Origin of the sequence: Bifidobacterium sp., assembly GCF_022640935.1 — a bacterium.
Taxonomy (GTDB): Bacteria; Actinomycetota; Actinomycetes; order Actinomycetales; family Bifidobacteriaceae; genus Bifidobacterium.
The window spans coordinates 1-25,981 of sequence record NZ_JALCCV010000017.1; the positions used below are offsets into that span (position 1 = coordinate 1).

Here is a 25,981-nt window from a genome sequence, read left to right on the forward strand (position 1 = left end):
GTCGCTGGGATGGTTGAAAACCCGGTTCTGCCGGGTTTTTGATTATTCATGGCTCTGTAGCTCAGTTGGTAGAGCGAGCGACTGAAAATCGCTAGGTCAGCGGATCGATGCCGCTCGGAGCCACCACATGAAACCCCTCAGCCCTTGGAAATATCGGCTGAGGGGTTTTCACTATGTATTATGGTGCTGGCCGTTTTCGAATGCTGGTACGGCAGCCGTACCAGTGGAACGGGCAAGGAGACAAGTATGCGACTACTGGGCAATATTCTGTGGATCATTCTGGGAGGTCTGGCGATCGCGCTTGCCTGGGCCATTATCGGGCTGATCTTGTGCGTCAGCATCATCGGCATCCCACTCGCCGTGCAGGCCTTCAAGATGGCTGGGCTCACGCTTACGCCATTCGGCAAACGGGTCGAATACCACGGCGGCGTGGGGTCTGTGCTGGCCAATGTCATCTGGGTCATCATCGCCGGCATTTGGCTCGCCATCGGCTATGTGGTAGTCGGCATCGCGAATATGATCACGATTATCGGCATCCCCTTCGGCATCCAGTCTTTCAAAATGGCAAGACTGGCGCTCATGCCCTTCGGCGCGACCGTCATCGGCTGACGCCGCTCAGATTCAACAAGGCTGTCCTTATCCTGTTTTGCCGTTTCCCCCGAATTCTGCCGCTTGCAGCCTTTCCAAAAATCACGGGAAAATTAGGAGATGCGAAACGGTCCACGATGCTGCCAGCATTTGCGCCCATGTCGCAAGCTCGTCAGCGGCTGCCACGTGATCGCCCGCAGCTGCAGGCTGAACCAGTTGTGATCAGCTACAACTGCCGCTTGACCCAGTCGACGATATAGGGCGCGACCTCTTCGATCTGGTCGATGGCGGTGTCGAAATCCTTGGGGCCGCCGTACCACGGGTCGACCAAGTCGATTATATCCTCGCGGCCGGCCGGCGGCTTGGGCAGATTCGGGTCGAAACTGCGATAGAGATGCACCTGCGAGCGCTTGGCACTGGGAATCTGACGCAACAGGGCGCGCATATGCGAGGCCGTCATGGGCAAGAACAGATCCGTGCGGCTGATCTCATCGCGATTGATGCGGTGCGCGTAATGGTGCGCAGGAATCGCGTAGCCGCGCTGGCGCAGCACGCGCACCGCCCGTGGGTCGATGGGGTGGCTGTCCTCCTCGTCGCTCACGCCGCTGGATTCGACATCCACGCGTCCGCCCAATCCTGCGGCGTCGAATTGCGCGCGCAGGATGATCTCAGCCATCGGGGAACGGCAGATATTGCCGGTGCACACCGTCATCACGGTGTAACGGCGCCGGCCCGGAACCGCGTGCCGGTCGGTCGCATGGTCAGCCTGCTGACGATCGGTCGTAGCTGTCATAGATCCTGTTCATCCTTCTGCATCGTCAGGAAACGATAGCGGCGCACCGATCCCTCGCGTTTTTTCGGCGTGAGCCATTGCGTGGCGTCGGTGACGCGCCATGTGCCGGACTGCGCCAAGGCACCCATGTCAGGCGCATAGGCATCGGCCTCAACTTGCGCGTCGATCTGCGTGATATAGGCTTTGTTGGCGAACGGCAGCATGGTCTGATACAGCTGCGCGCCGCCAATCACCCAGATTTCGCTGCGATCCAACCCGTCGTCCGGAATCGCCTCCTGGCATGCCAAGTCAAGCGCCGATTCGAGATCAGGAACGACAGTAGCGCCCGGAGCACTGTACGACGGGTCGGAAGTCACGACGAAATTGTCACGGTTGGGCAATGGCCTGAACCTCGCGTCAAGCGATTCCCAGGTTTTGCGCCCCATGATGACCGGATGCGAGACGGTCAGCTCCTTGAATCGGCGCATGTCCTCGGCCAAATGCCACGGCATCGCGCCTTTGAACCCGATGGCGCCCGGACGGCCTTCCTTGTCGCTCGCCTGCGCCCAAATAAGGTTCACCGAGACGGTTTTGACGATGTCGTCACCCCACTCTTCGGTGTCTTGCAGCCCGGCAAAACCGGGCTCGGGTTCGTGATAGCCACTACGGCTACTGTCATGCTCCATTTCATCCACTCCTTGGGAATGTAACTGCGACACAGCATAGTGATTGGCTCAGACCGCTCTATGCCTGCAGCTAGCTGAAGGATTTCCCCGTGTTGCCCGCTCCCATGCACCGGCGCCGAGCATCCGCGCAGCCTGCTGCACCAGTTCAGACGGCGATCGGCGCCTTGATGGTTGGATGATGCTGGTATCCCACGATTTCGAAATCCTCGTAATCGTAGTCGAACAACGAGTTCGCCTTGCGAATCCTCAGCTGCGGATACGGGTATGGCTCGCGTCCGAGCTGTTCGAGCACCTGGTCGATGTGGTTGTCGTAGATATGGCAGTCGCCGCCGGTCCACACGAACTCGCCGGGTTCCAAACCGGTCTGCTGGGCCATCATCATGATGAGCAGCGAATACGAGGCGATGTTGAACGGCACGCCCAGGAACATATCGCAGGAACGCTGGTAGAGCTGGCAGGAGAGCTTGCCGTCGGCCACATAGAACTGGAACAGCGTGTGGCATGGCGGCAGCGCCATCTTCTCGACCTCGGCCGGATTCCACGCACTCACGATCATGCGCCGCGAATCAGGCTGGGTCTTGATGAGGTTCATCACATTCGCGATCTGGTCGATCGTGCGGTTGGGGTCGTCAGGCGTAGGCGCGGGCCATCTGCGCCATTGCACGCCATAGACCGGTCCCAGGTCGCCGTTCTCGTCAGCCCATTCATCCCAGATATGCACGTTGTGATCAAGCAAATACTTGATATTATGCGATCCCTTGAGGAACCACAGCAGCTCGTAAGCGATGCCCTTGAAGAACACGGTTTTCGTCGTGAGCAGCGGGAATCCTGCCGACAGATCGAAATGCATCTGCTGTCCGAAGAGCGAAACCGTGCCCGTGCCGGTGCGATCCGATTTGAGCGCGCCATCGGCGAGGATCTTGCGCACCAGATCTTCGTAGGGCGTCGGGATGTCGGTGTTCGGACGCTTGGGGATGCGAGTACGGATGCTTGCGAATTCTTCAGGTGTCAAGGCCATGAGCACCAGTCTAGCCGAAGCTGTTCGTCTCCCGACAAAATGAGATGACGCGATGACGCGCTACATTGGGCTTTGCAAGCGCGATACTGCGTCTGGGCAACGACCTCAGGAGGATGATATGGGCAAACGGCTATGGGTGGAACGTAACAAAGACGGCTCTTGGGATGCTTTCAGCGATGAAGGCGCGCACATCAAATTCGGCAAGGGCCGTGGCCAGTTCACTCCCGGCGATCTGACGAAGATCGCGTTGGCTGCGTGCGGCGCGCTGTCCAGCCGCTTCGCGATCGAGCACACGCTCGGCGAGGGCAAGGGCGCGAAGATCGTCGTGGACGGCACCTATGACGACGAGAGCGATTCCTACTTGAACTTCAGCGAGCAGGTCACAATCGACGCCACAGATGCCGGGTTGAGCGATGAGGAGGCGGCCAAGCTCAAGGAACGCGTCACCCGCCACATCGAAAAAGGCTGCACCGTGATGCACACCTACACGAAGGAGACGCCGGTGCGCATGGAAGTCACGGTGCGTAAATAGATTCCAGCTCATACTTTTTTCAAGCATCATAAAAAAGTATGAGCCACTGCAACGATGCAAAGAGGCTGGCACGGCCGATATGACCGCGCCAGCCTCTTTGCTTGATTCAAATTGCCCCGTGCAGCGCGATTTGCCGCATCCGCCTACTGCATCATCGTGTTGCGGCTTGGCGGCTGATGCATCGGGTCGATGGCCGATTCGATGGTTTCGGCCGCCGCATCGTCTGCGGCCTGCACCGCGATCTCTTCGACGCCCGTGATCTCGGACAGCTTCTGGATACGGGCCTCCTGCGCCTCCACGAACTTGCGCGGCACCACGTAGACAGGTCCGACGGAATGCTGGATCAGCCCTTGGCTCGTGGAGCCCATGATAAGCCCTGTGAAACCGCCGCGTCCGCGCGAGCCCACTACGACGACATCGTGATCGAAACTGGCCTTGGTCAGCGCGTTGACGGCGGTATCCGGCACGATCATCTTGTCGATGTGCAGATCGGGATGAGCCGCCTGCAGCGGCTTGATGCTCTCGTCCAGATCCTCCATGTATGAGTCCGTGACGCCCCGTTCGCCTTCGAGGCCTTTGATATTGGGCACTGCCAAGATCACATCGAGTGATGCACCCCATGTGCTGGCGAAATCCGCAGAGAGCTGCAGGGCCTTCAAGCCCCATTTGCTCTCGTCGATGCCGACGGCCACCCGGGTGATCGTATTGTTCAAGTGCATGACCTTGCCATCGTCATCGGTGTAGGGCACCACGACGATCGGGCAGTAGGCGTATGCCGGCAGCGAGGAACTGGTGGTGCCCAGCAGCCGTTCGGCCAGCCCGCCTTTGCCGCGGTTGCCGATGACAATGAGATTGTAGTTGCGCGAGAGCTCGACGAACACCGAGGCCGGGTCGCCGGTCACGATCAGCGTCGCCGCCTCGACGCCCTGCTCGTCCGCGATGGCCTTGGCCTTGGAGAGTATCTCCTGCGCGTCGCTGTGGGCCGCGTTGTCGTCGCCCATCGCCGTATAGGTCGCATCGAAGGACACTGCAGCATAGCTCGGCAGCGAATAGGCGCATACGATCTGCAAAGTGAGCCCCGCGTGCTTGGCATAGTTCGCCGCCCACCATGTGGCCTTGTAACTGGCATGCGATCCATCGACGCCGACGAGTATGGCTTTTTCGTTGATCATGATGAGACCTCCCTGCATTAACGGCCTGCGCTGCTGCGCGCCCGACCTCGTAACTTCAAGAATACCGCGGAACCCTTGCGCTGGACCAAGGCTCTCGTAACCATCCCGTCACAAACACACTGTGTGCTACCATCCCTCGTCCACGAATGGCCGCGTCCGCACGATGTAACAATTGCGCATCGTGGGGACGCCGTCATGCGAAGTCCCCACGCCGGCCTGCCGTAGCGTTTAGCCCTGCTGCACTCCGGAATTTCCTGTGAAATTGTTGGAATCAGGTCCGATGCAGCCCTATGCAGATCTGCAGATCTCGTTTTTGCCTTCCCGGGATTTTCCCGGACGAAGAGCTTTCAGCTACTCGAAAATAACAAAACACCGAAAAATAATACGGAAAACCACGTTACGCGCGTTGCGACACCCGGGACTAGCCGAGCCGGACGAAGCCTGTTTCGAACGGGCCAATCGGCGAAAACCGGCTACAGCACCCTACGAATGGTATATCCGTTGGGGAAGGCAACAGGGATGCTGGTATACGTTGTTCCCGCGCGGGGATTGAGGGCGTTGACGACCATGCCGTTGCCTACGTAAATGCCCGTATGACCGTTGCTGGCGATGATGTCGCCGGGCCTTGCCTGCGACAGATCGGCGATGGCCGTACCTACGTGGGTCTGAGCGCCCGAAGAGTGCGGCAGCGAAATGCCGACGCTGGCGAATACATACATCACGAATCCCGAGCAATCCCATCCCGATGGGGTGGTGCCGCCATACACGTAAGGAGCCTTGCCTACGAATTGCCCGGCAAAGGACAGTACCGAGGCTGCGCTGCGGCCATTCGGCTCTGCGACCGTGAAGCTTTGGGTCTTGGGGGCGGCTGCCAGCGATTCCCGCTGCGCGGAACGGCTCGCCGCAGCCGCGTCGGCAGCGGCACGCGCAGCCCGTTCGGCTGCCGCTCTGCGTGCAGCGGCATCTTTTTCGGCCTGTGAAGGGGTCTGAGGAACTTTGACTTCTTTGAGACCACCCCAATGGGAGTCTTTATCCACCGTGGTCGATGTAGATTCCTTCAGGAAGTCTTTTCTGGCGCCATACGCCTTGAATGAACGTGACGAAGCCACGGTATTGTCAACCGTCGCGGAGTCACCATTCGAAGACGCCATGGCACTTGGCACGAAGGCAATGAGCATCATGCCGGCCGCAATGGCCGCTACGAGGGCTGAACGAGGCTTCGTTGTTTTCATCAGGCAATACGATAACACACGATCCTTACACATCCGGACAGGTACCGGTCAAACCCCGGTGCCTCATAAGGACACGCCGGACGCGGGAGTTTCACATCACAGTCGGGAAGGACTGCAGGCAGCGTGTTCGCACGCCAACGGAAAACAGCCGGCGATTCAGTAGTGGATGATCTGATGCTGAGAGACCTGCTGCGCGCTATACGTCTTCGAATAGGTTTCGCCCTGGAAGACCGCGCCGCATTCCGATGTCACGACCGAGCCATCCGGGTTGATCTTCTCGATGATCGCCACATGCCCGTACCGTGCGTCTGCGCCATCTTGGCCAGCGGCGAACACCATGATGTCGCCCGCGTGCCGCGCCTGGTTGTCGACCCAATAGCCCAAGGCGCGCGCCGAATTGGCCCACATGTTGCCGTTGCCCATATGCGAGCCAACCGGCAGGCCGAGCTGATGGCGGCGGACATACACCCACCAAGTGCATTGGCTGAATGCATAGCTGTTGCCCGTGTCGCCGGACGCATGGTTGGGGTTGAAGCCGGCCGGAAGCGCCGAGCGATCGCCATCCAACAGCGAGGACACCACCAGGTTGTTGGCGACGGAACGCGTCATGGCGTTCACATCGATCGCGCTGTTGCTGTCATTCAGCTGCCAAGAGCCTTCGCTCTTGGCTGTGTTTTCCGAGGCGTTCGCTTTCGCGATTTCATTCAGCGGGGTGCGGTTCTGCGAACGGGACACAGTGTCGGAGGAGACGCGTTTGATCTGCGTGGTCGTCGTCGGATCTTCGGAAGTCGCGAACGCGACATCGCCAGGCTTGGCGGCAAAAGCCATGGCGGTCGCCGCTGTACCGACCAAAGCCGCTAGAGACATCGAAGCAAGGATGTGCGAGCGCCGCTGTGCGGCACGCGCCGATTCGCGCATCGCCCTGCGGGTAAGCGGAGCCACTTCGTTGATCCTGGCCGCGAGCGCATCATCGAGCTCCACTGCCATTGTTCCGGTTGAAGTCTGAACCACAGCCTGCACTGATGCGGCAGCCTTTGCTGTGTGGGCGCCATGGGCCGAGGAGAACAGCACGTGGGACGCGCCCGTCTGATTCCTCGAGACCTTGGACGCCTTATGCGCAGCATGCTTCATACGTGCCCAGCTCCTTATCGGGTTTTGGATCGCCGATCATGTTCGATGTTCGCAGACGACCCGGTACAAGCTCACACTGCACATTACAATGGGGTCTGCCCCAAGCGCCGGCATCAGCATTCCCCGCCATCGGATAGGCACGAAACCGATATTGTCGCTGCTGCGACGACGAGCCGGTAATTGCCGCATTCGCTGCGGTTCGCCACGGCATATCGGCCATGCCGCAGACCTGTCTCTCGGCGTGTCTTGCCCTGTGAGCGTCTCCGCGCTTCTTAATCCGGCGTCATCGTGCAGCGCCACTGTGGAGCGCCACTGTGCAGCGCCATCGCGGAGCGCCTTATGCATATTTTGTGCAGTTCGCTATTGAATCCCATGTCGTCCGTTGATTCGCCGGCCTTGCTACGCTGGACTGCATGGCTACTTCCATAGCGATCCCGCAATCCATGTTGCCCTCTGACGGCCGCTTCGGCTCTGGCCCGAGCAAGATTCGGTCCGAACAGGTGGACGCACTTCAATCAGCGGGGCGCACCGTGCTCGGGACGTCGCATCGTCAGGCTCCGGTCAGGCAGTTGGTCGCTTCAATTCGCGAAGGACTCGCCGATTTCTTCTCGATGCCCGAAGACTACGAGATCGTACTCGGCGACGGAGGTGCGAGCGCCTTCTGGGATATTGCCTGTGCGAACCTGATCCGACGCACGGCAGCATGCGGATCATACGGATCGTTCAGCGCCAAGTTCGCGCAATCGGTCGCGTCAGCGCCCTTCCTGGACGATCCCGCGATTTTCAAGTCCGACCCCGGCTCCTACCGTCTCCCCGAGCTTACCGAAAATGCGGATGCTTACTGCTGGGCGCAGAACGAGACTTCCACCGGCGTGGCGGCGCCTGTGCAGCGGATTGCGGGAAGCCGCGAACAGGATGCCCTGATCATCGTCGATGCAACGAGCGGCGCGGGATCGTTGCCGGTCGATGTCTCTCAATGCGATGCCTATTACTTCTCGCCGCAGAAAGCCTTCGGCTCCGATGGCGGCCTATGGCTTGCGGCGCTCTCCCCCGCAGCCATCGCACGCGCCACCGGCCTGGCCGATGATGCTGGGTGCGACGGATCGCCGCGTTGGATTCCGCCGTTCCTCTCGCTGCGCTCGGCCATCGAAAATTCTCGCAAAGACCAGACGCTGAACACGCCGGCCATCGCAACGCTCATCATGCTCGCCGAACAGGTGCGTTGGCTCAATGCCAACGGCGGCTTGGCGTGGTCTTCGACGCGTTGCGCACACTCCGCCAACACGTTGTATGCATGGGCGCAGGGCAGCGATTACGCGGCACCGTTTGTGAGCGATCCCGCAGCCCGCTCAAACGCCGTGGTCACGATCGATCTTGACGAGGCTGTCGATGCAAGTCAGGTGATCGCGGCATTACGCGCCAACGGCATCGTCGACACGGCAGGATATCGCAAACTGGGGCGCAACCAACTGCGCATCGGCGTGTTCCCTGCGGTGGAGCCCGATGACGTCGAGGCGCTGACCCACTGCATCGACTACGTCGTGGAGCGTTTGTAGTCCTGCATAGCCGTCTCAGAGCTGCGTCGACGCCATGATGAAGGAGCCGCTGGCGACGGGGCGTCTGCCGCGCGCATTGCGCATGCCGGTCATGCCCGCGGCCATCCAAGCATCCATATCGGCCGCACGCCGATCCGCGTCTACGTCCATATATGCATCGGTTACGGCGCCTGCACCGGCTGTGCCCATTGTGCCATTGTCGGCGTATTCGGCGATGCGAGCGTCCGCGGCGGCATCGACGGTCAGCCGGCCCTCCCGGGCGGGGATGAACACGGACTGCCCGCAGGTGAGCACACATTCGTCTTCGGCGCTGATGCAGTGAATCGCACCTTGCGTGCACAGCAGCACGCGCGGGCCATGATCGCCTGGAATCAGCGGTCCGCTGCCGATCTGCTCGGCCAGTCGGCTGTATCTGCGCACGAGCCGATCCGCCATCGGCCACTGCTGGTGACTCGCATCCACATGACCGTACGAAAGCATGAATTCCTCCAGCTCGGGCTTGTAGACCACTACGTCACGCATCATGAGTGTTACGAGATTGGTCGCCGCCGGGTCGATGGGCGCGGCCGAATGGCAATCGAGCGTATGCAGCAGGTTGGGAATGTCCTTGTGCTTGACGGTCATGCCTGCACGCAGCACGTTGTCCGAATTGGTCATGATTTCAGCAGCCGTCCCATGCAGGTAGGCGTGGGGCGTGCCCGCCGGGATGAACACGGATTCGCCTTCATCGAGCGCGACCGGATTCATCATCAGCAGGCTCAGCACGCTGGCATCTCCCGCAAAGGCCCGGGCCGCGATCAGCGCATAGTCGAACGCGAGACGAGATCGCGCAGTCGTGGCTTTCGCAGCCCCCGCGTGCAAGGCTTCCAGCAGGCCACCGGTGCCATGGGCGACATCATTGGAGCCAGCTGTGGCCACATCAACGTCCCTGCCGGCATCGCCTACGCTGTCCGCGGTGATCGCCGTATAGAAGGCCCGGAACACCTGACGTCTGGACTCCGGCCAGACCTTGGCGGCGATCGGCATCATTGCATCGGCGGCCGCGAAATCGTCTGAGCCGCGGCCGAGCAGGGGAAAATGAGGCTGCAACGCCTGCACCATGCGCGCGGCGATCGGATGGTCAACGAGTTTGAGGTTGCGCAGCATAAAAGGAATCGAGGCGAATCCGACCGATGCACTGAACGGCTCCACGGCGACGACCATCTCGCTTTTCGCCACCGGATCTTTGAACGAGCGCTCGGGAGAGTCGAAGGGCACCGCGGCCGCATTCTGCGCATTGTACCCGGCGCGCGCCTCGAAGCCGACCGGATGCACCTGGAGCGAGAGCGGGATGCGCGCGGATATCATCTTGAGCAAGTAGGGCAGCACCGGCCCGAAACGGTCGGAGTTGCGCTCTCCCACCATCGCCGTCGGATCGCTGCGAATGGCGTCGGGAACGCTGACAAGACCCTGCCCGGGGATGTCGAGCAGCGAAGGCCACTGCGGATGCCCGCTGAACCACATTTCGGCCAGCGGGCCGCTGCACGGCTCGGGCAATCGGCTGGAGAACATCGTCTGCAAACGGTCAAAGGAACCCCACGCGTAGCGTTTGGCGACGGGACGGATCGGGTACACAGACGATTCCTTTCTTCCCGGCGGACAACGGTCTGAATCAAGGTTACCCCTCGCAAGGCCACCATGCGAGCTACAGTGAAGATATGAAAATAGCGCCGATTATCAATCCCGACGTTCGCAAATCCTCTCCCCAGCCAGCCCAAGTGGACCTGCGCAAGGTATTCCTCATCGGCACTGGTCTGTGGGTTTTGGCGACGGCAATCTGCGCGATCCTTATGCTGGTCTTCGATTTCGCGATCCTCAAGCTGCTGATCATCTGCGCAGCCGGCATCGCGACCGGCATCGTGCTGCTGCTCTGGGAACGCTTCGACCGCCGCAATTACCGCCGCCTAGCCGACTAACCGCCTAGGCCGGAGGAACCAGGGGTTCAGCGCGCCAGCGGCAGGGAGAGCGTGAAGGTGCTACCTTGGCCGGGGGCGCTCCATACCGTCGCGCTGCCATGATGGGTGAGCGCCACATGCTTGACGATGGCCAAGCCTAATCCGATGCCCTCCCCAGTGCGCTCATTCTGGTTCGTCCCCCGGTAGAAGCGTTCGAAAACGCGCGACTGCTCGGCCTTGGCGATGCCTTGCCCGCGGTCGATCACCCGGATGACGGCCTGATCTCCTTGGCGCGAAGCCCGAGCGGAGACGCTCACCGTAGCCCCTTTAGGCGAGTACAGCATCGCGTTTTCGACCAGTTTGCGCACCGCCGCGCGAATCTGTTCCCCCTCGCCGTTGATGTTCAACGTAGTGTCGCAGTCAACGACGAGCGGCACGCGCAGTCTGCAGCTCTCCTCGGCCAGCTGGCCTACGATCTGGCCCACCTGCTCGCCCACGTTCAGCCGGTTGGCCCGTGTCGGGGTCACCGGTTCCTGCGCCTTGATGAGCAGGAGCAGATCAGAGACCATATGATTGAGCCGGCGGCTGGAAGACTTTACTTGCCGGGCCTCATGGCGCACCTGGTCAATGTCGAGATCGCCGGCCTCGAGAGTGTCGGCGAGGCGCTCCAAGTCCTGGGTCGGCGCCAGCAGTTGCTCGGACACGTTGACGATGAAGGAGTCGCGCAGCTGGGAGAAACGGATGGACTCGCTCATATCGTCAAGCAGCACGACGACGAAATGCTCGTTGATGCGCCCGACGGTCACTTTGACCCAGTTCGGCCGGCTCACACCCTGCGTATCCTGCATGCCATCGGAGGCGCTGAGGCGCTGTTCTCTGCTATGTCCCGGCGCTTGGGCCATGACGCGGATGAAGCGTTCGGGCGTGTCGGTCGTCAGCTCAAACTGCTGGCGGCCGCCTTTGCTCCGCACGGCGCGCACATGCTCAAGCACGTGATCGTCGACGATCACGTCGTCGCTGACCACGCCGAGGGCGTAGGCGTCCGGATTCGCGCGCACGACTTCGTCGTTGCCGTCGACCACGATCGAAACCGTATCGAGCATGGATATGAGCGCGGCCGTGGAATCGTCCAGGTCGTCATCCTCGTCATCGTCGTCCTGGCGATGGCCGAATCGGCGTCGTATCGCTGCTATTCGATCGCCGAGTCCCGAGTCCGGGCGGGCGAGACGGGTGATCACGGGACGCAACCAGTCCGCCACAGTATAAAGGAGTGCCGCGAGGATGGCGGCGGCGAGCAAGCCGAATACCGCAAAGATCAACACGGACGACACAGAGAAAGGCATGGCTCCATTGTCCCATACCCGGCTGCCTCATGTTCCCTACTCTGGGATTGGCGGTGCGATGCGCGTCTGGCGCTGCCAAAACGCGCCCGGCCATGGCTAATCGCGACCGATGACATGAATGGCGGATGAACGGCCCGGTGAATTCTAGGACAACAACGCGCCGGGCTGGCACGCCCGCCTCGCCAAGAAACGGCGTTGAGAATACACTGGGGGTAGTCGAGAACCTCATATCAGGAAGGCTGAATCATGCGCGTTATTTTCAACGAGGAGTTGAAGGCCGTGGCCGACGACCTCGACCATATGGCACAATCCGTGCGTAAGGCAATTACGTTGTCGGGCGAGGCGCTGATGGACGCCGATCTGGAAGCTGCGCAGAGCGTTATCGACGGCGATATCGAAATCGACGCGTTGGAGTCCAGCATCATCGACCAATGCGTGCGGCTGCTCGCCAAGCAGAATCCGGTGGCCACCGATTTGCGCGTGGTCGTCTCCTCCATGCGTTTGGCATCCACATTCGAGCGCATGGGTGATTTGGCCCGGCATATCGCCGAGGCCGCTCGCCGCACCTATCCGCTCTCCCCGGTGCCACCTGAGGCGCATGATCTGTTCGCGCAGATGCGTGACTTCCTCAACATGACGGCGGACCGCACGGCGACTATGCTCGCCGACCGCGACGCCAAAGTCGCCGAGCAGATCATCCTCGACGACGACACACTGGATGGCCTTCACCACCAGACTTTCGCGATGGTGCTTGACGACTCTTGGAAGGGCACGAAGCAACAGCTCATTGATGTGGTGCTCATCGGACGATTCATGGAGCGGCTGGGCGATCACGCGGTCTCGGCCGCTCGGCGCGTGGTGTTCATCGTCTCCGGATTCGACCCCAGCAAGGAGCCAGAGCGCGACGAAGGCGAAGACATCAGCTGAGTCCTTGGCTAAGGCCTCGGCGTGCCTAGCGAAGGCTGCTTCAGGCATGACGGGCGCAGCCGAAGGCGGACTCTGTTGTATTGGAGTCCGCCTTCGGCGTACCTGTATCTGCGTATCCGCTGAATGAATTCATCTTGCCGGTCGCAGAAAACCGCTGGCGGAGAGAATCAATATGCCCGCTCACCGGAATCAACAAACCGCTGCCGCCTGACCAGCCGGCGTAGATGCCGATTGGTCAGGCGGCAGCGGTTTATCGTCCGTTTGCCCTAAACGTCAGTCCTTTCTCGGACTCACTGCCTGACTCACTTCTTGCTTTGGCCTTGGGCGGCGACTGCGGCGGCGCCTGCGGCGGCGGCCTCGGGGTCGAGGTACTCGCCACGCGGCTTGATCGGCTTGAAGTTCTCATCCAGTTCGTACAGCAGCGGGATGCCGGTCGGAATGTTGACCTTGGAGATCTCCTCTTCGCTCAGACCATCGAGCATCTTGACGATGGCGCGCAGCGAGTTGCCGTGCGCAGCGATCAGGACGGTCTTGCCCGACTTGAGCTCGGGCTCGATCGCGGACTCCCAATACGGGGTGACGCGGGCCACGACGTTGGCCAAGGCTTCGGCCTCGGGCACCGGGTCGCCGACGTAGCGCGGATCCTTGTCCTGCGCATACGGGTCGTCGGGATCGATCTCCGGCGGCGGGGTGGCGTAGGAGCGGCGCCAGATCATGAACTTCTCGTCGCCGTACTCCTGGCGGATCTCGGACTTGTTCTTGCCCTGCAGCGCGCCGTAATGACGCTCGTTGAGACGCCAGCTGCGCTGAACGGGAATCCACAGGCGGTCGGCCTCGTCGAGGGCGATATTGGCCGTGTTGATGGCGCGGCGCAGCAGCGAAGTGAAGACGATGTCGGGAAGGACATTCTTCTCTTTGAGCAGCTGACCGCCGCGCTTGGCCTCTTCCTCGCCCTGCTCGGTCAGCGGGACATCCACCCAGCCGGTGAACTGATTGGTTTTATTCCATGCGCTCTGACCATGTCGGAGCAGTACTAATTTGTAAGACATGTTCCAATCATAAGGGCCATCGGCGACACTGTGGGCCGCATCACACTCGGCGAACGTGCGCGCTCACATTGCGATGGAAGGCATCGGCCGGTCATGCGGACTGGGATTCTTTGACGCACATGCAACACCAGACTGCGTATGCATTGTGGGACAGCGCGCATATCCTACGCATACCCGCCACAAGACGGGTTCCTCCTACATTGCGATGAGATGCAGCGTTCCGAAAGCGAATGCCACAGCCAGCGACAGGAAGCTGCATAACGGCAACGCCGCGCGATGGTTCCTGCGCTGGATGGCGAGCACAGCGCACAGGCACAGCACGCAGGTCACCGCCAGCAACGCACCGGATGCATAGAAAAGATATTGGGCACGCAGCGCAGGGGCATAATTGCACACGATCCGACCCGCGTCGTTCGTGCCGCACGCGTCCTGAGCCATGCCCTGAACATGCTGCCAGGGCACACGGGCCACGAACTCCCCAGCCAGCATCAGCACTGGGACGATAACCATCGCCTCGGCGAACCGCCGTCCCCTGCGCTCCCCCATGCGCACCATCCATGTGCGCTTGCCGTGCGCCGCGTCGTCGTCGACATCGCGCAGATTATTGACGGACAGCACCGCGACGGCAAGCAGGCCCTGCGCGATGCCGACCCAGATGATCAGATACGGCACCGTGTCGGACAACGCATATGCCGTGCCGCAGGCGGCAATAAGCCCGAAGAACACGAAGGCCGACGCCTCGCCCCAGCCGTGATAGCCATATGGATGCTCGCCGCCGACATAGAACCAGCCGGCCACGATGCACGCCAAGCCAAGCGCGGCAAGCCACCAATGGCCGGTGAGCATGATGATCGCCAAACCGCATACGCAGGCGAGCGCCGCGCTGATGCCCGCCGCGGCAAGCACCTTCTTCGGCGCGACGCCCGATGCCACAAGCCGCGATGGGGCCTGCAGGCGCGATGCACCGACTCCTGAACCAATTGGTTCCTTGGCTGGTCGGGATGGGATCTGCGATTGATACTGCGATTGGGCTCGTGACCGGGCTTTGACGCGTGCGCGATGCGCGGAATCTGCGGGGGAAGAGCCTCGCATACCGAGTTCACCATCAACGATGCTTGCGCCGCCGATGCCCCGCCCGCTGTCGACTCCGCGTTTGCCATCCGAGTAGTCATTGGCAAAGTTCGCGGCGATTTGCAGGAAAATCGCAACGCCGGCACACAGCGATGCCACCGCGATATACCAGCCCGGAGCCGTCAGGCACCGGCCGTAATCGCCTACCGGATACGGCGGGCGGCCGCCGAACACCGGGCACGGCCTATGGTCATACGATCCGCCGTATACGCCTGCGAACACGGTCTGCCACATGGTCATGACTGCCGCGATAACCGGGGCCAGCCCCAACGGCAGGGTTTTCGGTCGTGCCCCTCTGAGCCACAATCCAAGTTTCATATTCCCCACCATATACGAGATGCGCCTTCGGGAAGCCGCGCGCTTGCTCGCGCCTAGTGATTGATCGGCTTGACGAGAGGGAAGGTGATGGTTTCGCGGATCGTCGCACCGGTCAGGGCGATGAGCAGACGGTCAATGCCCATGCCCATGCCGCCGGCTGGCGGCATGCCAACGCCGAGCGCCTCCAGAAAGTCCTCGTCAATGTCCATGGCCTCCTCGTCGCCGGCCATCGCATCGCGCGCCTGGGCGACGAGCCGCTCGCGCTGCACGACCGGATCGTTGAGCTCGGAATATCCGGTGGCCAGCTCGAAGCCGCGCACGTAAAGGTCCCATTTCTCGACCATGCCCGGCTTGGAGCGGTGGGTTTTGACCAGCGGGCTGGTCTCGACCGGGAAGTCGCGCACGAAGGTCGGCTCGTAGAGTTTGTCCTCGTAGAAATGCTCCCACAGATGCTCCACGAGCTTGCCGTGGTTCTCCACGTCATCGCGCTCGACGCCGAGCTTTTCGGCGATCGCGCCAAGATGCCCGACCGAGGTGTCGGGCGTGATCTCCTCGCCCAAGGCCTCGGAAAGCGAGCCGTACATGGTGATCTGCTTCCATTCGCCACCAAAATCGTACTCAGTGCCGTCCAGCAGCGTGACGGTCGTGGAGCCGAAGACGTCAACTGCGGTCTTCTGGATGAGCTCCTTGACGAGCTTGCCGATCGTGTCGTAGGTGCCATAGGCCTGATATGCCTCGACCATGGTGAATTCCGGGGCGTGCGTGGCGTCGGCGCCCTCGTTGCGGAAGTCGCGGTTGATCTCGAACACGCGGTCGATGCCGCCCACCAAGCATCGCTTGAGGAACAGTTCGGGCGCGATGCGCAGAAACAGGTCGATGTCAAAAGCGTTCATATGCGTGGTGAACGGGCGGGCCGCAGCGCCGCCATGGATGGTCTGCAGCATCGGAGTCTCGACCTCGATGAAGTCGTGGTCGTCGAAGGTGCGGCGCAGCGAGGTCACGGCCTTGGAGCGGTTGCGCACCATATTGCGCACATTCTCATCGGCGATCATGCCGATGTACGGCTTGCGCGTGCGCGTATCGTCATTGAGCTCTTTGTGCAGCGCCGGCAGCGGCTGCAGGGCCTTGGCAGCGATACTCCATTCAGTGGCGAAAACGGAAAGCTCGCCGGTTTTCGACGCGATGACGCGACCACGAAGGTACAAATGGTCACCCAAGTCAACCAACTGCTTGAACTGCTTAAGCGAATCGGCGCCGATCTCGCGCTTGGCGATCATGCCTTGGATCTTGGTGCCGTCGCCAGCGCACAGCTGCACGAAGCACAGGCCGCCGGCGTTGCGGATGAAGAGCACACGCCCGGCGATGCCGACCATATCCTCGGTCTCCTCGCCCGGCTGCAACGTGCCGTCGTACTTGGCGCGCACATCCTCGATGCGGTCGGTCACGTCGAGATGCACCGGATAAGGCTGCAGGCCTTCCTTGAGTATCAGTGCACGCTTGGCCACGCGCATCTGCACCTGCTCGGGGTGCGCGAGCGGTCCATACGTGACGTTGCCCGGATCGATCGCCTCGTCGAGGCTCGCGCCGCCGTCGATCGCCCTGCGGATGCTCGCGTCCTGCTGCAGCAGCATATGCGCGCGCTCGACGGTGGTCATCGTGGGAGCCTGCTCGTCGGATTCCGCAGCGCTCTCAGTGTTTTCAGTCGTTTCACTCATAACGCACCACTCTAATCAACCGCCGATACACCCGTGGATGCGGCCTAAGTACGCCCGTGGATAATCGCAAAACAATGACGCAGCCTGTTTTCGCCTCGCCATATCCTCATCTACCGTGGTTGTTCATTGTTTTTCTGTTGAGTAAGGAGATTCGGCCTCACTCAGCGTGCTTTCGGGTTTTTCGCCGCGTGAGGCTCAACGGCTATCGGCTTTGCCGGATTCGTTGGTATTCCGGGCTTCTTGACGGCAGCAGGATGTTCAAATCCTCACGTAACGTGAAAAATCTTGTTTTGGCGTTGAGTGAGGCCGAATCCCCTCGCTTAATGTGGTTTCGGATGATTGTCGCGTTTAGTGATAGATGATATGGAGCGTACATATGGCAGTTTCCCCGCAGCGCATCATTGGTGAAGCTACACAGCGTCACACGACGCAAATGAAGCATCGCATCTGACCCGGTGCATCATTTGTGTCAACTGTCGACGATAATTGGCGCCAATGGTGCTGAGCACAAACGCAACCATGAAAGTAAGGCACCGGCTTCGATTTTGGGTCGATTGCGTCCTAATCGGTCAACGCTCTGGTCATAGCCCCGCCTTCACGACTTTAGCGGTCGTTCATCTCAGCTATGAACAGCCCACAGGGCTGTCCGCTTTACAGCTCAGCGCGGCTGTCCGCTTCATGGCTCGACACTCCGTTTTGTCATATCTGACACCCCGAGGTATCATGTCACCTGTTGCCAAAACGGGCTGTAGCGCAGCTTGGTAGCGCGCCTCGTTCGGGACGAGGAGGCCGCGAGTTCAAATCTCGCCAGCCCGACAAGTATGGGGAATCGTTGGAATTTCAACGATTCTCTTTTGTTTTTTTACTCTTGTCCATCATTCTTTATTCGTTATCCGGTTGCTGCGCTGCCTCTTGCCTCCTCGCTCAACTCCTTGTTCGGCACCAGCCATACGATGATGTCGATCATATCCATCCATGGGCAGCCCAGTTAGGCTAGGCCGGACCGCCCAGTTTTCGGGGAGCAGCATTGAAGAAGAGTCTGTTCGCGTTGGCTTGTGGCGCCTTCGTGTTGGGCGCGGCCGAATTCGTGATGATGGGCATCCTGCCACACGCCGCCGCCACGATGATGGTCAGCATCCCCACTGCGGGCAACTTCATCTCGGCATATGCGATCGGGGTGTGCGTGGGCACGCTGATGCTGGTCTTCGGACGCAGGATCGCGCCGAAGAAACTTGTGCTGATTTTCATGGTGCTGGCCTTCGCCGGAAACTTGCTCAGCGCTTTCGCGCTCAACGCACCGATGCTCATCATCGCACGGTTCATTGCGGGCCTTCCGCACGGCGCCTTCTTCGGCACCGCAGTGCTCATCTCCAAAACGCTTGCGAAGCGCGGCAAAGAGGCGCAGGCCGTCTCAATGACAGTGACCGGACAGACGGTCGCGAACATGCTTGGCGTGCCAGCCGGAACACTGGTGGCGGAGCATCTCACGTGGCGGCTGAGCTTCGGCGCGCTGTCGCTGATCGCCGCCGTGGCTTTCGTACTGGTGATCGTATGGGTGCCACGCATCAACCCAGTCAAGGACATCGGCCTACTCGGGCAGTTCCATTTCCTGGGCAGGCCAGGCCCGTGGCTCATTCTCGGCGCGACTTTCGCCGGGAACGCAGGCATATTCTGCTGGTGGAGTTATGTGTCGCCGTGGTTGACCTCAGTGGGCGGTTATGCGACCACAAGCGTGCCGTGGCTGATGATGCTCGCCGGATTCGCCATGGTTGTCGGCGGCATCGCAGGCGGCGCAATATCCGACCTGTGGCGGCACGCTGCCACCGCATCACTCGGCCAGGCGGCTACCTCCATCGGGCTGCTGCTCGTGTTTATCATTCCCGGCTCGCATGCGGACGCGGCGATTCTGACCTTCGTCATCGCCTTCGGGCTCTTCTTCGTTTCTTCGCCGCAGCAGCTGCTGATGACGGAATCCGGCAAGGGCGGCGCCGAACTCTTGGGAGGCGCAGCAATCCAAGTAGCGTTCAATATGGGGAACGCCGTCGGCTCGATGCTTGGAGCTGGCATGCTGAACTTGTCCGGCATGAATTACCACTACCCTGCGCTGGGCGGTCTGTTGCCGTCGCTACTCGCAGTGACGTTGCTCGTGGTCTACTCGCGCAAATATGAAACGGATACCGACGCCTTCGAGCGGCTGCGGGAGATCGAAGTATAGGGAGGTACGGGTGGCGGGTCTGCCGTTTGCCGATTCGGTTATGCCGACACCAGTCGGCTCGACTAATTGGCTGCCCGGATACCGCTCTACTTGATGATCTGGCAGAATTCGATGGTTTCACCGTTGGGACCGTAGACATTGAAGTAGCGGATTCCCTTTTGCCAGAACGAAGGGATCGACTGAATCTCAGTGTCCTTGAAATTCAGGCCCAGCTCCTTCGCATTCTTGAACGCGGCCTCGATGTCCGGGGTATCGAACGCCCAGTGGTTGATGGCACCGGTGGTCATCGGGGCCGGATCGCCCTCCCACGTTTCGATGGTCAGAAGGCCATAGCGCAAAAACGCGCAACGGTTCGTGCCGTTGTGGAACAGTCCGGCCAACGCGAACCCGAGCGTTTCGGTGTAGAACCTGATCGTCTCGTCAAGATCCCTGGCAGGCATGCCGGAATGCTGGAAGTCAGTGGTAAAACGAGTCATTGGCAGGGCCATGATGGCACTCCTTCGTATCAGTGGATTGGATATGGACTGATACGAACAGGATAGACGTTTAGCCTCACATCAAAAACCCACAACACTTCGCAAAACACCAAATCGCAATATTGAACCGCCACACGTCGCAGGTCTGTGATGGCACGGCGCGCATGCCGCCTCGAACTGCTGAGCATAGGTCGTCTACCGCTTGCAGTTCAGGCGAGGAGACGGTTGCTGACGTTTCAATCCGGCTTCGTCAGCATGCACCAAACACTCGCTCGCTCGTCTCATCGTTTATTAAGCACATTTCCGTGTGAAAGCGCACAGACTGGGATTCTCCGGAAGCTGTCTGCGTTCAGAAACAGCAGAATTTCAACGATCTCATAATGAGGGCGATGACCTTATACTTTCGCATCTGCTGAATAGACGAAAAAAGTGCTGAATAAACGCTAATTCGGGGTCGGTCGCGGTTCAGCCACCGTCATTCAACGTCTATTCAGCACTTTTTTTCGCCTATTCAGCACTTCGCAAAGTAGCCGCCGAATCGAGCACAGAGCGTTTCAGCAGAATACCGCCGTTTTCCAAAACACAACAGAGAGAATCGAGCGCACGAACCCGCCTCGTCCACTCAGATCTGCTTAATAAATTTCACACGGCAACCACACATGCCGCAATGGGAGGAAATCTTTATGCCACATCCAGCACGATGGCAGGGCAAACACTGCTGCGCTGAATTTGATTTCGCGATTGTCGAAATATGGCTTTTTGACATGGCTGGAGGCCCTTAGCGCGTACAGCAGTACGAGTCCAGCCATAGACTGGTTATCAGAATCGATCTGTTGGAAGGAACGATGATGGGCAACGGCGCACAGCTGAACGATGAGACGCATCGCGGCAATGAAGCACACAACGGCAAAAACGATGAGGCGGACATTCTCGCGGGCATCGTCGCCCACGCTATAGGCAGTGACGACATCGGGGAAGCCTTCAAAAACGATGCCAACAATAATAATGCTGACAGCGTCGACGAGAGCACCGTCGAGCAAGCTCATTTCGATGTCGACAAATTTCTCTCCGGTCTTGACGCCATCTTCGACGCGCATGATGCAGGTATCAAGGCCGAACCATATCTGCAGCAGGCGCTGGTTGACGCCGAGAATGCGGGAGATGACGCCGGGTTGCTCACGGTGCTCAACGAAACGATGGGATTCTACCGTTCGCAGGGCCGGCACGACGACAATCAGTGGATCGTCCAGCGCGCGCTCGAGCTCGGTTTGCGTATGGGATTGCAGGGCAGCGAGGCTTGGACCACGACGCTGATCAACGCGGCGACCGGGATGCGCGCCGCCAAACGATACGAACAGGCCGAGGAACTGTATCGTCAGGCGCTCGACAACGCCATGCGCACGCTGCCGCCGACCGACCGGCGCATGGCTGCCCTGCACAACAATCTTTCCATGCTCTACAGTGAAACCGGCCGACTGGCGCAGGCTCGGCATGAGCTGGAAACCGCGCTGCATATCCTTGAGTCTGCGAGTGTTGACGCAACGGCGGATATCGACGTAGCGTCGACGAATACGAATCTTGCGCTGGTGCTATTGCAAGAGACCGAGGCGGAATCGCAGGCAAGAGCACAGACCGGCGTGCAGGCAGACAACGCTGCGGGTGCCGCTGCCCAGATGACCACCGCGAAGAACCCTGCTGCAGCGGCAGGAACAAGAACCACAACGACCGCCGGCATACAGCCCAATCGTTCAGCTGACGCCACTCGCGCCACTAATGCAACCGAGGCTACCGGTCACTCCCCCGCTTCTCTGCAACGCGGGAAACTACTCGCGAGCGCTTTGGACCACGCCTCGCAGGCGCTGCGCATCTACCGAACGGGACATCTCGAACACAGCGCGCATTATGCATCGGCCCTAGCCGGTTATGCACAGGTTTGCTTTGCGCTGGGCCGTTGCACCGAGGCCGCCGATGTCTATCAACGCGCACTCGCCGTGATCGCGGAATGTTACGGCACCGATACGGATTACTACCGCATCACGGAAGCGAATCTGAGGAGCGTGCAGGAGGCGGCAGAGCAAACGCAAGATCAGGGGCCGCACCAGGCAGATATCAGTGATTCGGACAACAGCTTCGCCCCGCCGATGCCCGCCAACGCGCCGGTGCCCAACATCACTGCCATTCCAGACAGCAGGCACCAGCCTGACCGGCAATCCAACAAGGCACAGCAGCGCGAACGCATCTCTGGGCTGCGCCTGGCCCGCGCATACTGGAATGAATATGGCAAACCGCTCATTGCCGAACGATACCCAGAGTATTGCGGGCGCGTTGCGGCCGGCTTGGTCGGGCATGGCTCGGAATGCTACGGTTTTGATGACGAATTTTCGCAGGACCACGATTTCGGCCCCGGCTTCTGCCTATGGCTCGCCGATGACGATTATGCGCGCATCGGCGGGCGCCTGCAGGCCGATTACGACGCGCTGCCGACAGAATTCATGGGCTATGGGCCTCGCGAGTCCACTGCGCGGGCGGGCGGGGCAAGCCGCCGGGTCGGCGTGTTCGCCATCGGCGACTTCTTCGAGCGTCTGACCGGATACCGCCAGGCGCCTGCCGCCAGCAAGCCGCACGAATGGCTGCTGCTGGACGAGTCCACGCTGGCGTCGGCGACCAACGGCGAGGTGTTCGCCGACCCGCTCGGCATGTTCCTCAAGTCCCGTCAAGGCTTCAAGCTGATGCCCGAAGATGTGCGACTGGCCTTAATTTCCCGCCGTCTGGGCATGATCGCGCAAGCCGGGCAATACAACCTTCCCCGCATGCTGGCCCGCGGCGACGGCGCGGCAGCTTGGCTGTCAATTGGCGAATTCGTCGATGCGTGCTGCTCGCTGGTGTATCTCATCAACCAGCCGGTCACCGTGGGCTATCTGCCGTATTACAAATGGCGGTTCGCGGCGATGCGCAGGCTCAGCGGCCGCATGGCGACACGACTCGCCGACGTGTGCAAACAGCTCGAAGACATGCTGCGGCTTTCGTCGTCGGCATGTTTCGGCGGCGCAGGATTCGGCGAAGGCGGCAAAGGCTCTGCCCAGGCGCAAAGTGAAATTCGCAATATCGTGGATCATATCTGCGTTGAAATCGTGCACGAGCTCAACGCCGCAGGGCTAAGCGATTCGCCGGAATCGTTCCTCGAGTGGCAACGCCCCTACGTCGAGGAGCATATCGAGTCGGATGCGGCCGTGCTGCACAGTCTGTGATGGCGGATCATAATACACGGGCATATCGAATCCATGCGTCAAATGCCAATACCCTATACAGATAAGGAACGATGATGGAAAGCAACGAACTTGCAGAGACCGTTGTGCGGCATGAGTGGCAGCAGTTCCAGCAGACCGACAACGAGGGCGGGCGAGCCGCATGCCAAGGTAACTGGCCAATGTTTCACCAGATGCGGCTGAGTCAGTTCCTCACTTGGCCTGCGTCGCTGCTGAGCAGCTACGCGAAGGATCTGGACGAGGCCGACCGCATCGGGCGCAATCTGGTCACCGAAAAATATGGCCGGATGATGGCTTCGACTGCGCCAGATGAATACCGCAGGAACATAGAACCATATATTCCCGAGCTGTCGGACGGTCGCATCGAGACACAGGAGCACGTCATCGCCACGCAGGTGGATTGGGCCTCGGATTTCCGTACGCGCTATCCCAAGCTCGGCGGCGGTATGCGCGTGCTGCGCACCGCCGAGGACGCGCCGGATTCGACTTCGTTCGAAACCTATCTGCGCGGCGAGCTCGGCACATATTCGCACACCACTTTCGAGTTCTACTGCGGTTTTACCGAGGAGCTGAAATCGCAGGGCCGCAACCTGACCGAGGAGACCGTGCTCAATACCGTGCTGCTCGGCGGCTTCGCGAGCCTTGATGAGGCCGAAGCGCTACAGTAGGCGCGTGCATGTTGTAAAAAGCGCTGTGAAGCGAATATCCTCGATCGCGGCCGCATCAGTCGTGCTGCTGGTGCTGTGCGCGCTGCTCGGCGCTGCGATGACGCCGAATTGGCGCGTCGATCCCCTCGCCGATGCAGCCGACGCATCTGATTCATCTGGCGCAGCCGACTCAGCCAAAAACGACGGCAGCGACGGCCGCATCACCGTCAAATCGTCTGACACCGCGATCGCAGCGCGCGGGCTGCACACGAGTCAAGAGGGCAGGTACAAGGTCAAGGAAACCCATCTGCGCATTCGTCTCACTGCGTCGGTCAACATCCATGCGCTGCTGCGCGAGCCCGTAGGCGCCGCCGGCAAACGCCCGGGTTGCCTGTTCCTCCACGGTGCGGGGACCGGGAAGGCTTCCGCGGTCTACGGCGATCTTTCCTGGGCTATGGCTTCTGCCGGCATCGTCACGCTCGTGCCCGATAAGCGAATAGACAACTACACGACATTCCAGCGCGACTATCCCGGCATGGCGCGCGATTACGCCACATCGCTCGCGGTGCTCAAGAGCCGCGGCAACGTCGACGCCTCGCGCGTCGGCCTCTATGCAGAATCGGAAGGCACATGGATCGCCAGCATCATGGCGCGCGACCATCCCGATCTCGCGTTCATGATCCTGACCTCCCCGCCTGTCGTCCCGGGACGCAGGCAGATGGCGATGGCGGCGAGCAATTACATGACCACTATCGGTGCCCCGAGGCCGATGGTGCAGGATGTCAGCAAGTTCATCGGCATGGATTTCTCAATGCTCGGGCTGCACTACGCGGACTTCCCGGCCGAGCGATATCTCAATGCGCTTACTATGCCGCTGCTGGTGAACTACGGCACCGAGGACCTCTCGATGCCCATCGAACAAGGCGCGGCGATGCTGCGCGCGGCGGCGCACTCGGTCGGCAACGACAATGTCACCGTGCGCTATTACTCGGCGAACCATCAGATGCGCGTCGGCGCACGCACCTCGAAACCCGGGCTGCCGCTTGACAGACATTACACGCATAATCTCGAAGATTGGATCAATGCAGTGGCCAGCGAACCAGTTTCCGGCGCGGGGACCTCTGACACGGCAGTTTCCGGCGGCAACGTTTCCGGCACATCAGTTTCCGGCACGTCGCCAATCGGCTGGAGCACCCCGATGATCGCCGGTACGCAGCCTCACCAACGCCTTGCCGTGCCGCAAACCACCACTCCCGGGCTGGTTCGCTCCCTGCAAGCATTGCTCGTGCTGCTGGCGATGGCGCCGCTGTGCCTGCTCGTAGGCATTATCGGTTCGCTCGTGCTTACCTTGGCCGGTCTGCGCCGCAGAAAACAGGGTCGCGGTGGATCTTTCGGCACTGGCATAGCCGGCCTGCTCGCGGCGAATGCCATCGCCGTCGTAGCGAGCACGGCTGGGCTGTTGGCGTATCTTTCCAAACTCGTTTCAGACACGCTTGTGCTGCGCGACGACGCTGCGACATTGTCCACAGGGTGGATGGCATTGCGGGCGCTCGCCGTGCTCAGCGTTGTCGTCTTCGCATGGCTATTGGTTCGTCTGGGTGAGAACCGATTGATATTACCGGCTTCGCACACGCCTGAGCATCTGCATACGGGCACGCAGAATTCGCAGGATTCGCCATCCGTCGCCATGCCGTCGGGCACAACACCAGTCGCCACGCCGACAGTCGTCAAGGCAGCAGTCGCCGCCTCTGGCTTCGGCCATCGCCTGGTCTTCGCCTCCCTGACGATCAGCGCAACTTTTTCCTTGGCTTCGCTGGCCTTCTGGGGATTGTTCGCGATGTGAGCATTGGCGCGGCTCCATGCAGTTCTTTCGGAATCAAACACCATACATATAATTTCCTTGCTGTCAGAACGTGCGGGGAGAGGGCGAGCAACAGCGCAGTGACCAAGGCGGCGGTGACGACGAGGGCGCAGAAGGAGAATCGCCACGAAACCGCAACAGGGAAGGCACCGGCCGATATGTCTGCGGCTGCGCGACAGACAGACCTGACGTCGCGCGCCCCATGGCGCGTTTGGTGCCGCCGGAAGTGACCAGCTGCGGGATCGACGCCCAGATTTGAGGCGCGCCGAATGTTGCCGCGCAGCCTGTCGGGAACCGCAGAATAGCCATGAACCAGAAGCCTTGGACGAGCCCGACGAAGCTGGCAAGACACTGAACGATGCATGCCGGCCAAAAGCATATGCCTGCGCTCAGCGCCCCGATCCGGCAACGG

21 protein-coding genes and 2 tRNA genes are annotated in these 25,981 nt (G+C 60.6%); 11 read left to right on the top strand and 12 right to left on the bottom strand.

Features of this window, described 5'->3' with window-relative positions; all coding sequences use genetic code 11:
* The first annotated feature begins 50 nt into the window (after positions 1 to 50).
* Positions 51 to 126 (top strand) — tRNA-Phe (locus tag LKG04_RS05330).
* Between the two features lie 120 nt (positions 127 to 246).
* Complete coding sequence (locus LKG04_RS05335; RefSeq protein ID WP_291761393.1) at positions 247 to 609, top strand: YccF domain-containing protein; 363 nt, start codon at positions 247 to 249, stop codon at positions 607 to 609.
* A gap of 205 nt (positions 610 to 814) precedes the next feature.
* On the opposite strand, the gene LKG04_RS05340 is transcribed toward LKG04_RS05335, so the two are convergent.
* From LKG04_RS05340 to LKG04_RS05350, 3 genes are all read right to left on the bottom strand, one after another.
* Positions 815 to 1,300 (bottom strand): low molecular weight protein-tyrosine-phosphatase, encoded by a 486-nt coding sequence (locus LKG04_RS05340; protein ID WP_291761437.1) that lies wholly within the window; start codon positions 1,298 to 1,300, stop codon positions 815 to 817.
* 77 nt (positions 1,301 to 1,377) lie between these two features.
* Positions 1,378 to 2,046, bottom strand: coding sequence for a dihydrofolate reductase (locus LKG04_RS05345; protein ID WP_291761391.1), 669 nt, complete (start codon positions 2,044 to 2,046; stop codon positions 1,378 to 1,380).
* Positions 2,047 to 2,191: 145 nt separating this feature from the next.
* Entirely contained in the window at positions 2,192 to 3,064 is an 873-nt protein-coding gene (locus LKG04_RS05350; RefSeq protein ID WP_291761390.1) for a thymidylate synthase, read from the bottom strand.
* 118 nt (positions 3,065 to 3,182) lie between these two features.
* Between LKG04_RS05350 and LKG04_RS05355 the strand changes: the two genes are divergently transcribed.
* Positions 3,183 to 3,596, top strand: a complete 414-nt coding sequence (locus tag LKG04_RS05355) for an OsmC family protein (RefSeq protein ID WP_291761435.1) — start codon at positions 3,183 to 3,185, stop codon at positions 3,594 to 3,596.
* A 143-nt stretch (positions 3,597 to 3,739) separates the two neighbouring features.
* On the opposite strand, the gene LKG04_RS05360 is transcribed toward LKG04_RS05355, so the two are convergent.
* The 3 genes from LKG04_RS05360 to LKG04_RS05370 all read right to left on the bottom strand — a co-directional run bounded on the left by LKG04_RS05360 (position 3,740) and on the right by LKG04_RS05370 (position 7,131).
* A complete protein-coding gene (locus tag LKG04_RS05360; protein ID WP_291761388.1) occupies positions 3,740 to 4,768 on the bottom strand; it encodes a universal stress protein in 1,029 nt (342 codons plus the stop codon).
* Positions 4,769 to 5,241: 473 nt separating this feature from the next.
* Complete coding sequence (locus LKG04_RS05365; RefSeq protein ID WP_291761433.1) at positions 5,242 to 6,003, bottom strand: C40 family peptidase; 762 nt, start codon at positions 6,001 to 6,003, stop codon at positions 5,242 to 5,244.
* A gap of 153 nt (positions 6,004 to 6,156) precedes the next feature.
* The gene (locus LKG04_RS05370) at positions 6,157 to 7,131 is read right to left on the bottom strand and encodes a CHAP domain-containing protein (protein ID WP_291761386.1); all 975 of its coding nucleotides are present in this window, start codon (positions 7,129 to 7,131) and stop codon (positions 6,157 to 6,159) included.
* A gap of 413 nt (positions 7,132 to 7,544) precedes the next feature.
* On the opposite strand from LKG04_RS05370, the gene serC reads away from it, so the two are divergent.
* Positions 7,545 to 8,687 carry a phosphoserine transaminase gene (gene serC / locus LKG04_RS05375; RefSeq protein WP_291761384.1) on the top strand — a complete coding sequence of 381 codons (1,143 nt, stop codon included), beginning with the start codon at positions 7,545 to 7,547 and terminating at the stop codon, positions 8,685 to 8,687.
* 15 nt (positions 8,688 to 8,702) lie between these two features.
* On the opposite strand, the gene LKG04_RS05380 is transcribed toward serC, so the two are convergent.
* A complete protein-coding gene (locus tag LKG04_RS05380; RefSeq protein ID WP_291761382.1) occupies positions 8,703 to 10,301 on the bottom strand; it encodes a type I phosphomannose isomerase catalytic subunit in 1,599 nt (532 codons plus the stop codon).
* Between the two features lie 83 nt (positions 10,302 to 10,384).
* Between LKG04_RS05380 and LKG04_RS05385 the strand changes: the two genes are divergently transcribed.
* Entirely contained in the window at positions 10,385 to 10,642 is a 258-nt protein-coding gene (locus LKG04_RS05385; protein ID WP_291761380.1) for a DUF2530 domain-containing protein, read from the top strand.
* A 26-nt stretch (positions 10,643 to 10,668) separates the two neighbouring features.
* Here LKG04_RS05385 and LKG04_RS05390 read toward each other — a convergent pair whose 3' ends face one another.
* A complete protein-coding gene (locus tag LKG04_RS05390; RefSeq protein ID WP_291761378.1) occupies positions 10,669 to 11,964 on the bottom strand; it encodes a sensor histidine kinase in 1,296 nt (431 codons plus the stop codon).
* Between the two features lie 246 nt (positions 11,965 to 12,210).
* Here LKG04_RS05390 and phoU point away from each other — a divergent pair, with 246 nt between their 5' ends.
* On the top strand, positions 12,211 to 12,891 hold the full coding sequence (gene phoU, locus LKG04_RS05395; protein WP_291761376.1) for a phosphate signaling complex protein PhoU: 681 nt from the start codon (positions 12,211 to 12,213) through the stop codon (positions 12,889 to 12,891).
* 302 nt (positions 12,892 to 13,193) lie between these two features.
* Here the strand turns inward: phoU and LKG04_RS05400 are convergent, their stop codons facing one another.
* From LKG04_RS05400 to lysS, 3 genes are all read right to left on the bottom strand, one after another.
* Positions 13,194 to 13,940, bottom strand: coding sequence for a phosphoglyceromutase (locus LKG04_RS05400; RefSeq protein ID WP_291761373.1), 747 nt, complete (start codon positions 13,938 to 13,940; stop codon positions 13,194 to 13,196).
* Positions 13,941 to 14,135: 195 nt separating this feature from the next.
* Positions 14,136 to 15,389, bottom strand: a complete 1,254-nt coding sequence (gene menA / locus LKG04_RS05405; protein WP_291761371.1) for a 1,4-dihydroxy-2-naphthoate octaprenyltransferase — start codon at positions 15,387 to 15,389, stop codon at positions 14,136 to 14,138.
* A 53-nt stretch (positions 15,390 to 15,442) separates the two neighbouring features.
* On the bottom strand, positions 15,443 to 17,104 hold the full coding sequence (lysS, locus tag LKG04_RS05410; protein WP_291761369.1) for a lysine--tRNA ligase: 1,662 nt from the start codon (positions 17,102 to 17,104) through the stop codon (positions 15,443 to 15,445).
* 742 nt (positions 17,105 to 17,846) lie between these two features.
* Between lysS and LKG04_RS05415 the strand changes: the two genes are divergently transcribed.
* Positions 17,847 to 17,920: transfer RNA gene (locus LKG04_RS05415), tRNA-Pro, on the top strand.
* 211 nt (positions 17,921 to 18,131) lie between these two features.
* The gene (locus LKG04_RS05420; RefSeq protein ID WP_291761367.1) at positions 18,132 to 19,319 is read left to right on the top strand and encodes an MFS transporter; all 1,188 of its coding nucleotides are present in this window, start codon (positions 18,132 to 18,134) and stop codon (positions 19,317 to 19,319) included.
* Positions 19,320 to 19,405: 86 nt separating this feature from the next.
* Here the strand turns inward: LKG04_RS05420 and LKG04_RS05425 are convergent, their stop codons facing one another.
* Positions 19,406 to 19,807: a VOC family protein gene (locus tag LKG04_RS05425; protein WP_291761365.1), complete on the bottom strand. Its 402-nt coding sequence runs from the start codon at positions 19,805 to 19,807 to the stop codon at positions 19,406 to 19,408.
* A gap of 836 nt (positions 19,808 to 20,643) precedes the next feature.
* On the opposite strand from LKG04_RS05425, the gene LKG04_RS05430 reads away from it, so the two are divergent.
* The 3 genes from LKG04_RS05430 (at position 20,644) to LKG04_RS05440 (ending at position 25,551) form a co-directional block, all read left to right on the top strand.
* On the top strand, positions 20,644 to 23,043 hold the full coding sequence (locus LKG04_RS05430) for a DUF4037 domain-containing protein (protein WP_434734852.1): 2,400 nt from the start codon (positions 20,644 to 20,646) through the stop codon (positions 23,041 to 23,043).
* Positions 23,044 to 23,114: 71 nt separating this feature from the next.
* A complete protein-coding gene (locus LKG04_RS05435) occupies positions 23,115 to 23,729 on the top strand; it encodes a DUF4125 family protein (RefSeq protein ID WP_291761361.1) in 615 nt (204 codons plus the stop codon).
* Positions 23,730 to 23,754: 25 nt separating this feature from the next.
* Positions 23,755 to 25,551 carry an alpha/beta hydrolase family protein gene (locus LKG04_RS05440; protein WP_291761359.1) on the top strand — a complete coding sequence of 599 codons (1,797 nt, stop codon included), beginning with the start codon at positions 23,755 to 23,757 and terminating at the stop codon, positions 25,549 to 25,551.
* Positions 25,552 to 25,981 lie beyond the last annotated feature (430 nt).

Coding starts and splice junctions, on each gene's coding strand:
- LKG04_RS05335 (WP_291761393.1), top strand. CDS start 247: ATGCGACTACTGGGCAATATTCTGTGGATCATTCTGGGAGGTCTGGCG.
- LKG04_RS05340 (WP_291761437.1), bottom strand. CDS start 1,300: ATGACGGTGTGCACCGGCAATATCTGCCGTTCCCCGATGGCTGAGATC.
- LKG04_RS05345 (WP_291761391.1), bottom strand. CDS start 2,046: ATGGAGCATGACAGTAGCCGTAGTGGCTATCACGAACCCGAGCCCGGT.
- LKG04_RS05350 (WP_291761390.1), bottom strand. CDS start 3,064: ATGGCCTTGACACCTGAAGAATTCGCAAGCATCCGTACTCGCATCCCC.
- LKG04_RS05355 (WP_291761435.1), top strand. CDS start 3,183: ATGGGCAAACGGCTATGGGTGGAACGTAACAAAGACGGCTCTTGGGAT.
- LKG04_RS05360 (WP_291761388.1), bottom strand. CDS start 4,768: ATGATCAACGAAAAAGCCATACTCGTCGGCGTCGATGGATCGCATGCC.
- LKG04_RS05370 (WP_291761386.1), bottom strand. CDS start 7,131: ATGAAGCATGCTGCGCATAAGGCGTCCAAGGTCTCGAGGAATCAGACG.
- serC (WP_291761384.1), top strand. CDS start 7,545: ATGGCTACTTCCATAGCGATCCCGCAATCCATGTTGCCCTCTGACGGC.
- LKG04_RS05385 (WP_291761380.1), top strand. CDS start 10,385: ATGAAAATAGCGCCGATTATCAATCCCGACGTTCGCAAATCCTCTCCC.
- LKG04_RS05390 (WP_291761378.1), bottom strand. CDS start 11,964: ATGCCTTTCTCTGTGTCGTCCGTGTTGATCTTTGCGGTATTCGGCTTG.
- phoU (WP_291761376.1), top strand. CDS start 12,211: ATGCGCGTTATTTTCAACGAGGAGTTGAAGGCCGTGGCCGACGACCTC.
- LKG04_RS05400 (WP_291761373.1), bottom strand. CDS start 13,940: ATGTCTTACAAATTAGTACTGCTCCGACATGGTCAGAGCGCATGGAAT.
- menA (WP_291761371.1), bottom strand. CDS start 15,389: ATGAAACTTGGATTGTGGCTCAGAGGGGCACGACCGAAAACCCTGCCG.
- lysS (WP_291761369.1), bottom strand. CDS start 17,104: ATGAGTGAAACGACTGAAAACACTGAGAGCGCTGCGGAATCCGACGAG.
- LKG04_RS05425 (WP_291761365.1), bottom strand. CDS start 19,807: ATGGCCCTGCCAATGACTCGTTTTACCACTGACTTCCAGCATTCCGGC.
- LKG04_RS05430 (WP_434734852.1), top strand. CDS start 20,644: ATGGGCAACGGCGCACAGCTGAACGATGAGACGCATCGCGGCAATGAA.
- LKG04_RS05435 (WP_291761361.1), top strand. CDS start 23,115: ATGATGGAAAGCAACGAACTTGCAGAGACCGTTGTGCGGCATGAGTGG.